Genomic DNA, 10,641 nt, shown 5'->3' with positions numbered 1-10,641 from the left:
GCGCCGCGTCGCTGCGCCTCGGCCTGCGCGCGCGGGTCGGGCGGACGGCCGACATGCCAGTCGCCGGTGCCCGCCGAATCGAGCGTCGCGGCGAGTCCCGCGGCGGCGAAGGCGGCGCGGGCGGCGCCCTCGGCGAGCGGCGAGCGGCAGATGTTACCGAGACAGAGGAAGAGGATCGCGGGGCTCGCAACGTCTCGATCATCGCGCATATCGCCTATCCTCTCCACAAAGTTGAACCGACTTTCAACTTGCGCCGTGGCCGGGCTCTGCTAGCCATGAGCGATAACAGATAACGGGTCAGGGAGAGGGTTGCCAGATGGCTGAAACCGCCAGCGAAACCGAAATGTCCGCCGCGCCGGCGACCGGCGAGCCACGCGCCACCGGTTACAGCTGGTATGTGCTGGGCGTGCTGGTGGTCGTCTATATCCTGAACTTCATCGACCGGCAGATCTTGAGCATCCTCGCGGTCGATATCAAGGCCGACCTCGATCTGACCGACAGCGATCTGGGATTTCTGGGCGGCGCGGCCTTTGCGGTCTTCTATGCCCTGTTCGGCATTCCGCTGGGGCGTCTGGCCGACAATTGGAACCGCAAGAAACTGCTGGCGATCGGCCTGACCCTGTGGTCGGCGATGACCGCGCTGTCGGGCTTTGCGCAGACCCAGCTTACCCTGACGCTGGCCCGAATGGGCGTCGGCGTCGGCGAGGCGACCGCCAGTCCCACCGCTTACTCGCTGATTTCGGATTATTTCCCCAAGCGCCAGCGCGCGACCGCGCTCGCCGTCTATTCGTCGGGGCTCTACATCGGTGGCGGCGTGTCGCTGCTGATCGGCGCCAAGATCGGGCAGGTCTGGAACGAGACCTGGCCGAACGGCGGCCCGCTCGGCCTCGTCGGGTGGCAGGGCGCGTTCCTTGCGGTCGGCATCCCCGGCCTGCTGATCGCGCTCTGGGTATCGACATTGCGCGAACCGGTGCGCGGCGCGATGGACGGCGTCCCCAGCCCGGTGTCGCCGACCCCGTTCCGCAGCTTCCTGCGCGACCTCGAGAGCATTGTCCCGCCTTTCACGCTGCTCGGCGCGTGGGAGCGCGGCCCGGCCGCGCTCGCGATCAACCTCGCGGTCGCGGCGCTCGCCGCCGCGGCGGCGTGGCTGATGATCGAACTGACCGGTAACCTGCCGCAATGGTCGTCGATCGCCTTCGGCTATTATGCCGTCTTCTCCTGGGCCTGCACGCTCAAGGCGCGCGACCCCGCAACTTTCCGGCTGATCTGGGGCACCCCCGCGTTCATCTGCACCACGCTGGGCTATAGTCTGGTGTCGCTGGTCGCCTGGGCGCTGGGATTCTGGTCCGCACCCTATGCCGAGACGGTCTTGCAACTGCCCAAGCAGCAATTGGCGTTTGTCCTGGGCGCGAACGGCGCGGTGGCGGGCTTTCTGGGCGTGATCATCGGCGGCCGCGTTGCCGACGCCTTGCGCGCGCGCAATCCGGCGGGCCGGATCTGGGTCATCATGTTCGGCGTCATCGCCCCGATCGTGCCGATCTGGATCGGATATACGACCGAGAATGGCACGCTTTTTTATGCGATGAATTTCCTCGCCGGAATGTTCGGCGCCACCGCACTCGGCGCTGCGGCGGCGACCACGCAGGACCTGGTCCTGCCGCGCATGCGCGGCACGGCGACCGCCGCCTTCTTCCTCGGCACGACGCTCGTCGGCCTGGCCTTCGGCCCCTATATGACCGGCCAGATTTCCGATCTGGCGGGGTCGATGGTCGACGGCAAGCTGGTCGGCGACCTGCGCACCGGCATATTGTCGCTGATCGGCGTCGCGCCGATCGCGCTCGGCCTGCTGATCTATGCCTATCGCGCGGTGCCGCAGGCCGAGGCGACGATCGCCCAGCGCGCGGCGGGCGCGCCGGGCTGAGCCCTATTTTTTCGGCGGCAGGTTGATCACGCCGCAGGCGATGCGATCGCCGCTGTTGCCGCTTGGGTCGGTCTTCATGTCGTCGGGCTTCGCATGGATGACGAAGGCCGCACCGTCGGCGTCGAGCAGCCCCCCCTCCCCCGTCAGGCGCGTGCCGACGAGTTGCAGCGTCGCGCGGCCGATCGTGTCGGGTTCGACGACGAGGTTGGGCAGGTCGCCATGATGCGCGCCGAGCGGATTTTCGCGGCCGTGCTGGGTATTGGTCGGGTTCCAGTGCGGGCCGGCGGTGGTGAATTTGGGACCGTCGCACAGACCGGTGCCATGGACATGCATGCCATAGGTGCCGGCGGCGAAGCCGCGTGCGACGAGTTCGAGCCGCAGGCCGCCGCTATCCTTGAAGATGTCGACGCGGCCGCGATCGGCGCCGCGCGCGTCGAAAAGCTGGGCAGAGGCGTCGGGGACGGGCAGCTTGGGGCCCTTCGGACCGCCCTTGCCCATCATGTCGCAGCCCGAGAGCGCGAGCGCCGAAAGCGCAACCGCGCCGATCGTCAGGTTGCGGCCAATGGTCGAACGGATCGTCATGCTTCTGCTCCCGCGAAAAACGCCCGGAATCGCAATGCCGCCATGGCGACTTTCGTTCCTGCCGGTGATGATGGCCTTATTCGCCGCCGGTTCCAATAGCGATGTGGCGGAAGCCGTGGCGCGCCACTTCGTCGCGGCGATAGATGTTGCGCAGGTCGACGAGCAATTTGTCGGTCATGCCGGCGCCGAGGCGCGCGAGGTCGAGCGCGCGGAAGGCGTCCCATTCGGTGACGATCGCCACCGCATCGGCGCCGTCGGCGGCGGCATAGGCGCTGTCCTTCATCTCGACGGCGGGCATCATCGGCGCCGCGATCTCCATCCCCTCGGGATCATAGGCGGTCACCCGCGCGCCGGCGTCGATCAGCGTCTGCACGATCGCGAGGCTGGGCGAATCGCGCATGTCGTCGGTGTTCGGCTTGAAGGTCAGGCCGAGCAGCGCGACGGTCTTGCCGCGCGCATTGCCGCCAAGCGCGGTGACGATCTTGCGCCCCATCGCCCGCTTGCGCAGGTCATTGGCGAGCACCGTCGCCTCGACGAGGCGGAGCGGCACGTCATTGTCCTGCGCGGTCTTGAGCAAGGCCAGCGTATCCTTGGGGAAACAGCTGCCGCCATAGCCGGGACCGGCATGGAGGAATTTGCCGCCGATGCGGTTGTCGAGGCCGATGCCGCGCGCGACGTCCTGGACCTCGGCGCCGACGGCCTCGCAGAGGTCGGCGATTTCGTTGATGAAGGTGATCTTGGTCGCGAGGAAGGCGTTGGCGGCATATTTGATCATCTCCGCCGTGCGGCGGCGGGTGACGAGGATCGGCGCTTCATTGAGGAAGAGCGGGCGATAGACTTCGCGCAGCACCGCTTCGCCGCGCGCGTCCTCGGCGCCGATGACGATGCGGTCGGGGCGCTTGAAATCGCCGATCGCCGCGCCTTCGCGCAGGAATTCGGGGTTCGAGGCGACGCTGTGCGACCGGCCCGGCGCGCCTTCGCGCAGGATGCGTTCGACCTCGTCGCCGGTGCCGACGGGGACGGTCGATTTGGTGACGATGACGCAGTCGTGGGTCAGGGTGGCGGCCAGTTCCTCGGCGGCGCCGAAGACATAGCTGAGGTCCGCATGACCATCGCCGCGACGCGACGGTGTGCCGACCGCGATGAACACGGCGTCGGCGCCCGCGACCGCCGGGGCGAGGTCGGTGGTGAAGGACAGGCGGCCGGCGGCGACATTGGCCGCGACGAGCGCATCGAGACCGGGTTCGTAGATCGGCATGCGGCCGGCATGCAGCGCGTCGATCTTCGCCGCATCCTTGTCGACGCAGACCACGTCATGGCCGAAATCGGAAAAACAGGCACCCGAAACCAGGCCGACATAGCCCGTTCCGATCATGGCGATTTTCATCTGCGAAGCCCTTTTGCTGATGGTGGCGGCGCGGCATCGGCGCGCGGAGGGAGAATGGGCCGCGTCCTTAAAGCCAAAGCGCACAAAGGGAAAGGGCCGCGAATTGCTTCGCGGCCCTCCCTATTGTTTCACGCGGGTCCGATCAGCGATCAGAAGACGCGGGCATATTGCTCGTTGCCGACGAAGCCGAGCTTGCCGACGCCGCTGCGCTTGACGACCGCCATCACGCGATCGACGACGATATAGCGGGCGTAGGGGTCCGGCTGAACCTGCAATTCGGGTTCGACCGGCAAGGCCTTGGTTTCGAGCAGATAGCTTTCGAGCGTCGCCAGATCGACCGGCGAGCCGTTCCAGGTGATCGTCCCGGCGGGATCGATCATAACCTTGTTCTTCACCGGATCGACATTGCTCTTGCTGTCGGTCGGGACCGGAAGGTCGATCTTCACCGCGTGGGTCTGCGGCGGGATCGTGATGATGAACATGATGAGGAGCACGAGCATGACGTCGATCAACGGCGTCGTGTTCATATCCATCATCGGTTCATTTTCGTCCCGATCCCCAACTGCCATGGACATGCGATTATTCCTTTATAGCTTGTGTCCAGCGCCTCAATAGCGCTGGAGCGTGCCCGAGCCAGCAGCCGGTTCGGAAATGAACCCGATCTTCTGGAAACCCGCATATTGCATGGTGTAAATCACCCCGCCGATGCACTGATAGGGCGTGTTGATGTCGCCACGGATGTGCACTTCGGGGAAATTTTCCTCGGTGATATTCTCGACCCCGCCGATGTCGGCGATCAGCTTCTCAAGCTTGTCCTGGCCCTTTTTCAGCAGCTCCTTGGAATCGACCGGGGTCTGGCCCCAATAGACTTCGCACGCCGTGCTTTCGGGATTGGGCGCGCCATCGCCGTCGGTATCCGCCGAACGCACCGACAAGAGCACGTTTTCGGGTTTGGTCGTCGTCGCTTCGAACACCACATCGGGCAGCTTGAGGTTCACCGTTTCCAACACCACGGGAACCGTGATGAGGAAGATGATGAGCAACACAAGCATGATGTCCACGAGTGGGGTCGTGTTGATGTCGGACATCGGGGCATCGTCGCCCTTGTCGCCTACACTCATTCCCATAGGATCAGCATCCTGTCACAAAATTATCGTCATGGACCCGGGGGGTCGTCGCCGAACGCGACGCCCCCCTGTCCGCTTCGTCCCCGGCCCGAAGGCCGGGGCGAAGATCAGGCCTTCTTCGGCGCAGCAGCCGGAGCCGCAGCCTTCGCCGGAGCGAGGACCGGCTTCACCTGGCCGCCCGACATGATCGAACCGAGAACGTCGTTCGAGAAGGTCGACAGACGGCGGCTGATCGCCTTGTTGCGGCTCTGCAGCCAGTTGAACGCGAGCACTGCGGGAACCGCGACGATCAGGCCGACGGCGGTCATGATGAGCGCTTCACCGACCGGACCGGCGACCGCGTCGATCGATGCCTGACCCGACGCGCCGATCTTCACCAGCGCGTTCAGAATACCGATAACGGTACCGAACAGACCGACGAACGGAGCGGTCGAACCGACGGTCGCGAGGAACGCGAGGCCCGAGTTCAGCTGCGAGTTGATGTGGTTCTGCGAACGCTCGAGCGTGCCGTGCATCCAGTCATGCGCTTCGACGGGATCGGTCAGCTTGTTATGCTCTTCGTTGGCGCGCAGACCGTCTTCGACGACCTGACGATAGGCGCTGTTCTTTTCGAGCTTCGCGGCGCCTTCGGCCAGCGTCGGCGCGCGCCAGAAATTGGCGTCGACCGCCTTGCCCTGGTTCATCACCTTATTCTGTTCGAACAGCTTGGTGAACAGGATGTACAGCGTGCCCATGAACATGATGACCAGCACGAGGCCGGTCAGCTGCGTGATCCAGCCGCCTTCGCACAGCGCCGGGAAGACGCCATATTTGTTGGTCGGGTCGGAAAGCTTTGCTTCGCAGAACGACGACGGCAGCATGCCGTAGCTCCGGTGACCGGCGGCGGCGGCGGTCGCAATCAGATTGATCATCTTGGTATTCCCTCTCAAAATTTCGTCAAAAACTAAAAATCCAGATCGTGGGCGCGACCCCGATCAACGCGGAATCTGCCAACGGATGCGGTTGCTGTACGAACCACCCGTCGGGTTGCCCGCACGATCCTTGCCCGGATTGAAACGGCCGCGACGCTGAATCAGCTTGCAGGTTTCGGCATCGAGGTCGGCATGGCCGCTCGACGAGGTCACGTCGCACGACGTGATCTTGCCGTCGGCACCGTAAGTGACGCGGAAACCGGTCGTGCCTTCACGCTCTTCGCGCATCGCACGGGCCGGATAATCGTCGTTGGTCGCCCAGCGGCCGGGGTTGCCGCGCGGCGTACCGGCGGCGCTCAGATCCGGAGCCGGCGGCGGAGCCGGCGGCGCGGGCGGCGTATAGACCGGCGGCGGCGGCAGACGCGGAGGCGTCGGCACCGACTGCACCGTATTCGTGCTCACCGGCGGCGGAATCGGCGACGGCGGAGTCACGACCGGCGGCGGCGGCGGCAGGACATTGTCCGGCGGCGGCGGCGGCGGCGGCTCCTCGGGCGGCGGCGGCTCTTCGACGTCCACCACATCCAATTTTTCAGCGAGCTTCTTGACGATGCTGATGTTCAGGCCGTTGACCAGGCCGTAGCCCAATCCCGCCGTCAGCAGCCCCACCAAGACGATCGCCACTACCCTGTTTTTAGGGTCGACACTATCACCATAAGCCATTCAGGAACGACGCTCCTTGCTAGATCATCCTGACACCAATCCATACCGTCGGGGGGAGTTGCCAAAAGCCCGGATAATTCCGATGCATTCCGCAGACCCGGCGGGCGGCATCCGGCTGTTATGTTCTATGCCGGACACTTCGTCGGACGTCCTATCGCGGTGGCGGCAAGTTCGCAAACCCTTTATCAGCGGTTAATGTGCCGCGAGCCATGATGGCACGCCGCCGACGTTACCGGTGTCAACGATCAAAGAAAGTGGATCAAGCATGCGCAAGCTCTTTCCCGTCGCCCTGGCCGCCATCATCGGCTTAAGCGCTGGAATTTCCACGGTTTCTGCAATGCAGGCACCCGCCACGACGGCGCCGGCCAGCCCCTATAGCTATGCCGATGTCGCCGACCTCGCCACCACCGCGCCGATGGCGATCCATGCGCGCATCGCGTCGGCCACGGCGCTCAAACCCGAGCGGGCTCCCGGCGTCGCCGCCGGTTCGAGCCGATTCTATGTCGAGGCCGATGTCGTCAGCCTGATTCGCGGTTCGGGACCGCTCGCCGCGCGCATATCCTATCTCGTCGACCTGCCGCTGGGCGCCAAGGGCAAGCCGGTGAAGCTCAAAAAGAAGCAGCCGGTCCTGCTCTTCGCCCGCCCCGTCGCGGGCGCCGTCGCCGGATCGAATAGCACCGGCAGCGTGCGGCTGGTCGCACCCGACGCGCAGCTGCCCTGGGATCCCGCCACCGAGGCGCGACTGCGCGCGGTGCTGACCGAGCTGGTCCAGCCCGGCGCGCCGCCGGCGATCACCGGCTTCGCCAATGGGTTCCATGTGCCGGGGACGCTGCCCGGCGAAGGCGAGACGCAGTTGTTTTTCGATACCGCGACGGGCGAACCGATGTCGCTCACGATCCTGACCGCCGCCGACGGGTCGCGCCGCTGGGCGGCGGCGTTCGGCGAAATCGTCGACGGATCGGCGGCGGTGCCGGCGCAGAATACGCTCGCCTGGTACCGGCTCGCCTGCGGCCTGCCGCGCCGCCTGCCCGAGGCCAGGCTGGCGGGAACCCCGCCCGAGGATCGCCGCAAGGCGGTGTCGGACTATAGCGTCGTGCTCGGCGCGCTCGGCGACTGCACGCGGACGCGCAAGCCGCCGGCGGGGTAAAGCAAAGCTAGGGCGCCGCGAAGCCGCGCCGCTCTTGTTTCCGCGCGAAAAGCCGATAGGGGCGCTGGCATTGCCATAGGAGTGCCCCGCATGTCGCCTGCCCCCGTCCCGACCGCCCCGCGTCCGCCGCTCCGCGTCGCACTCGCCGGGCTTGGCGTCGTCGGCAGCGGGGTCGTCAAGCTGTTGCAGGCGAATCGCGAGCTGATCGCGCGCCGCGCCGGGCGGGCGATCGAGATCATCGCGCTGTCGGCGCGCGACCGCCACAAGGACCGCGGCGTCGACCTGTCGCCCTATCGCTGGGAGGATGATCTCGATTCGCTGGTCGGCGCCGACGATGTCGATGTCGTGGTCGAGATGATCGGCGGCGCCGACGGCATGGCGCTGACGCTGGCGCGCCATACGCTGGGCGCGGGTAAGGCGCTGGTCACCGCGAACAAGGCGATGATCGCGCATCACGGGCTCGACCTCGCGCGCCTCGCCGAGGCGAAGGACACGCCGCTGAAATATGAAGCCGCAGTCGCGGGCGGCATCCCGGTCATCAAGGCGATCCGTGAGGGCGCATCGGCGAACGAGATCGCGCGCGTCTATGGCATCCTCAACGGCACCTGCAATTATATCCTGACCCAGATGGAGCGGAACGGCGCGAGCTTCGCCGACGCGCTCGCCGCGGCGCAGGCCGAGGGCTATGCCGAGGCCGACCCGACCTTCGACGTCGACGGCATCGACGCCGCGCATAAGTTGTCGATCCTCGCGGCGCTGTGTTTCGGGACGAAGCTCGACATCGGCGCGGTCGCGACGGGCGGCATCCGCGACCTGATCGCGGCGGACATCCGCGAGGCCGAAGCCCTGGGGCACCGCGTCCGGCTGATCGGCATGGCCGAGCGCGACGGGCATGCTCTCTATCAGCATGTCCAGCCGTGCCTCGTTCCCGCCGACCATCCGCTCGCCTATGTCCCCGGCGCATTGAACGCCGTGGTCGCCGAGGGCAATTTTGTCGGCCGCCTGTTCTTCGAAGGCGCCGGCGCGGGCGCGGGGCCGACGGCGTCGGCGATCGTCGCCGACATCATCGACATCGCGCGCGACGAATATGGCCCCGCCTTCGCGATGCCGGTCGATGCGCTCGACGAAGCGCCGGCCGCCGACGCCGGGGCGCGGGTCGGCAAACATTATGTCCGGCTGGTGGTCGAGGACCGCATCGGCGTGCTCGCCGAAATCGCCACCGCGATGCGCGACGCCGGGGTGTCGATCGAAAGCTTCATCCAGCGCGGCACCGAGAAAGACGACGGCGTCGTCATCGCGATCGTCACCCACGAAGGCCCGGCGCGCGCGATCGCGGCGGCGCTGGCGACGCTCGCGGCGTCGGACCATGTCATCGGCGCGCCGATGCACATGCCGATCCTGGCGCTTTAGCGCCATCGCCCCCACGGCTTGAAATCGGCTTCGCCCCTGCTACCCATGACGCGGGATCAGGGGGCAGTTTCATGGACATAGAGATCAAACGCGGGCTGGCCGAAGCGCGGGCGATGGCCGGCGAGCATTGGCAGGCGCTGCTCGTCTATATCGGGCTGGGGGTGGTCTTTCCTTTCCTGCTGCTGTCGAGCGAGCCGATTTTCAGTCTGCGCAACATCATGGCGATCGCGTCCGATCCCTGGACCAATCGGGTTGGCGGCTCGATCACCGGACCGCTTTACCTGCTCGGCATCGTGCTGGTCATCGTCTTCGGCGCGATGCTCGCCGCGTGGAACGCGCTGCTGACGGAAATCCGCGAGGGCTATGTGTCCGAGGTCATGTACGGGATGGTCGCGGGCTTCGCCTATATCCTCGCCTATGTGCTGCTCTATATGGTCGTGGGGCTGGTCCTGGTCCTGCCGATCGTGCTGGTGGTCGGTTACGACGACTGGGCGCGCGCGGGACCGCTGGTCGAGGGCGCGCGCCAGCTCGTTTCCGCGCTGATCGGGTCGTGGTTGCTCGCACGCTTCTGCCTCGTCGGGCCGATCATGGCCGCCGGCGGACGGCTCGAACCCTTTTCGCCCTATGTCGAATCATGGCGGCGCACCGCGAGCGCGCAATGGTGGCTGTTCGGTTTCTTCCTACTCTACGGCGTCCTATTCGGCGCGGCGTTCGGCGGGCTGGTCGCGGTCCACGGGATCGTCATCCTGAACAACGACCCCGGCAGCCTGACCGAAACGATGATGAGCCTGCTCTGGGTCATCCTGCTCGGCCTGTATTTCTTCGGGCAATTGCTGATCCCCGCAGGCCTGTATCGCGCGTCCGAGCCGGGGGCGAGTGCGGCCGAGGTCTTCGCCTAATCCTCTCCCTCGGCGGGTGGCGGCGGCACCCCGGTTTCGGGGTCGGTGGCGCGCTTCGCCATTTCATAAAGCGCATTATATTCGGGGCCGGGTTTCATCCGACCGCCGATCGACACCCAATTATAGGGCAATTTGTCGAGGGTCATCGCGCTGACCGGCTGGTGCGGGATGCTGTCCTTCGTCGACTTTCCGACCCCGGCGATCGCGCGCAGTTCGGGCGACAGGCGGTGGCGATCGGTATCGCTGCCGCAGACCTCGATCGAACCATCCTCGGCGGGTTTGCAGCGCTTGATCGGATCGACCAGTTCCTTCGCCTTGGCGGCCGCCGTTTCGGCATCGACGCGCGGCTTGGGCGCGGGCGGGCCATAGACCGGAGCCGGAGCGGGCACCTCCTGCGCCTCACCCGGCGTCACACCCATGACACAGGCGAGGGCGAGAGCGGCGCCAAATCGCGCGATGGTTTCTCGACAAGCGGCGCGGGCGACCATATGGCGCCCACCATGCCGACGCGGCGGAACAAGTAAAGACGGAGAGTGA

The 10,641-nt window shown here is 66.2% G+C and carries 11 protein-coding genes and 1 pseudogene; 4 read left to right on the top strand and 8 right to left on the bottom strand.

Going from position 1 to position 10,641, the window contains the following annotated elements; genetic code table 11:
* Positions 1–209: pseudogene (locus tag ACREB7_RS19405) on the bottom strand (low molecular weight phosphotyrosine protein phosphatase); the annotation flags it as partial.
* A 107-nt stretch (positions 210–316) separates the two neighbouring features.
* Between ACREB7_RS19405 and ACREB7_RS19400 the strand changes: the two are divergent.
* Positions 317–1,921, top strand: coding sequence for a spinster family MFS transporter (locus ACREB7_RS19400; protein WP_431593909.1), 1,605 nt, complete (start codon positions 317–319; stop codon positions 1,919–1,921).
* A gap of 3 nt (positions 1,922–1,924) precedes the next feature.
* Here ACREB7_RS19400 and ACREB7_RS19395 read toward each other — a convergent pair whose 3' ends face one another.
* The 6 genes from ACREB7_RS19395 to ACREB7_RS19370 all read right to left on the bottom strand — a co-directional run bounded on the left by ACREB7_RS19395 (position 1,925) and on the right by ACREB7_RS19370 (position 6,648).
* Entirely contained in the window at positions 1,925–2,503 is a 579-nt protein-coding gene (locus ACREB7_RS19395) for a superoxide dismutase family protein (protein WP_431593908.1), read from the bottom strand.
* 76 nt (positions 2,504–2,579) lie between these two features.
* Complete coding sequence (locus ACREB7_RS19390) at positions 2,580–3,890, bottom strand: UDP-glucose dehydrogenase family protein (protein ID WP_431593907.1); 1,311 nt, start codon at positions 3,888–3,890, stop codon at positions 2,580–2,582.
* Positions 3,891–4,039: 149 nt separating this feature from the next.
* On the bottom strand, positions 4,040–4,465 hold the full coding sequence (locus ACREB7_RS19385) for an ExbD/TolR family protein (protein WP_431593906.1): 426 nt from the start codon (positions 4,463–4,465) through the stop codon (positions 4,040–4,042).
* 33 nt (positions 4,466–4,498) lie between these two features.
* The gene (locus tag ACREB7_RS19380; RefSeq protein WP_431593905.1) at positions 4,499–5,017 is read right to left on the bottom strand and encodes an ExbD/TolR family protein; all 519 of its coding nucleotides are present in this window, start codon (positions 5,015–5,017) and stop codon (positions 4,499–4,501) included.
* A gap of 107 nt (positions 5,018–5,124) precedes the next feature.
* Positions 5,125–5,877 carry a MotA/TolQ/ExbB proton channel family protein gene (locus ACREB7_RS19375; protein ID WP_431593910.1) on the bottom strand — a complete coding sequence of 251 codons (753 nt, stop codon included), beginning with the start codon at positions 5,875–5,877 and terminating at the stop codon, positions 5,125–5,127.
* A 114-nt stretch (positions 5,878–5,991) separates the two neighbouring features.
* Positions 5,992–6,648 (bottom strand): energy transducer TonB, encoded by a 657-nt coding sequence (locus ACREB7_RS19370; protein ID WP_431593904.1) that lies wholly within the window; start codon positions 6,646–6,648, stop codon positions 5,992–5,994.
* A 337-nt stretch (positions 6,649–6,985) separates the two neighbouring features.
* Between ACREB7_RS19370 and ACREB7_RS19365 the strand changes: the two genes are divergently transcribed.
* The 3 genes from ACREB7_RS19365 to ACREB7_RS19355 all read left to right on the top strand — a co-directional run bounded on the left by ACREB7_RS19365 (position 6,986) and on the right by ACREB7_RS19355 (position 10,104).
* A complete protein-coding gene (locus ACREB7_RS19365) occupies positions 6,986–7,795 on the top strand; it encodes a hypothetical protein (RefSeq protein WP_431593903.1) in 810 nt (269 codons plus the stop codon).
* A gap of 90 nt (positions 7,796–7,885) precedes the next feature.
* The gene (locus ACREB7_RS19360; protein ID WP_431593902.1) at positions 7,886–9,205 is read left to right on the top strand and encodes a homoserine dehydrogenase; all 1,320 of its coding nucleotides are present in this window, start codon (positions 7,886–7,888) and stop codon (positions 9,203–9,205) included.
* Positions 9,206–9,276: 71 nt separating this feature from the next.
* Positions 9,277–10,104 carry a hypothetical protein gene (locus ACREB7_RS19355; protein WP_431593901.1) on the top strand — a complete coding sequence of 276 codons (828 nt, stop codon included), beginning with the start codon at positions 9,277–9,279 and terminating at the stop codon, positions 10,102–10,104.
* Here the strand turns inward: ACREB7_RS19355 and ACREB7_RS19350 are convergent.
* On the bottom strand, positions 10,101–10,592 hold the full coding sequence (locus ACREB7_RS19350) for a hypothetical protein (protein WP_431593900.1): 492 nt from the start codon (positions 10,590–10,592) through the stop codon (positions 10,101–10,103). The two genes, ACREB7_RS19355 and ACREB7_RS19350, sit on opposite strands and share 4 nt — an antisense overlap.
* Positions 10,593–10,641 lie beyond the last annotated feature (49 nt).

Origin of the sequence: Sphingopyxis sp., from assembly GCF_050725615.1 — a bacterium.
Classification (GTDB): domain Bacteria; phylum Pseudomonadota; class Alphaproteobacteria; order Sphingomonadales; family Sphingomonadaceae; genus Sphingopyxis.
Note: the sequence above shows the minus strand (reverse complement) of the source record. Positions and strands in the feature narration are given on the sequence as shown.

Bases quoted from the DNA above. Each gene is read 5' to 3' on its own strand.
- ACREB7_RS19380 (WP_431593905.1), bottom strand. From the start codon at position 5,017: ATGGGAATGAGTGTAGGCGACAAGGGCGACGATGCCCCGATGTCCGAC.
- ACREB7_RS19375 (WP_431593910.1), bottom strand. From the start codon at position 5,877: ATGCTGCCGTCGTCGTTCTGCGAAGCAAAGCTTTCCGACCCGACCAAC.
- ACREB7_RS19350 (WP_431593900.1), bottom strand. From the start codon at position 10,592: ATGGTCGCCCGCGCCGCTTGTCGAGAAACCATCGCGCGATTTGGCGCC.
- ACREB7_RS19400 (WP_431593909.1), top strand. From the start codon at position 317: ATGGCTGAAACCGCCAGCGAAACCGAAATGTCCGCCGCGCCGGCGACC.
- ACREB7_RS19395 (WP_431593908.1), bottom strand. From the start codon at position 2,503: ATGACGATCCGTTCGACCATTGGCCGCAACCTGACGATCGGCGCGGTT.
- ACREB7_RS19370 (WP_431593904.1), bottom strand. From the start codon at position 6,648: ATGGCTTATGGTGATAGTGTCGACCCTAAAAACAGGGTAGTGGCGATC.
- ACREB7_RS19355 (WP_431593901.1), top strand. From the start codon at position 9,277: ATGGACATAGAGATCAAACGCGGGCTGGCCGAAGCGCGGGCGATGGCC.
- ACREB7_RS19360 (WP_431593902.1), top strand. From the start codon at position 7,886: ATGTCGCCTGCCCCCGTCCCGACCGCCCCGCGTCCGCCGCTCCGCGTC.
- ACREB7_RS19365 (WP_431593903.1), top strand. From the start codon at position 6,986: ATGCAGGCACCCGCCACGACGGCGCCGGCCAGCCCCTATAGCTATGCC.
- ACREB7_RS19385 (WP_431593906.1), bottom strand. From the start codon at position 4,465: ATGTCCATGGCAGTTGGGGATCGGGACGAAAATGAACCGATGATGGAT.
- ACREB7_RS19390 (WP_431593907.1), bottom strand. From the start codon at position 3,890: ATGAAAATCGCCATGATCGGAACGGGCTATGTCGGCCTGGTTTCGGGT.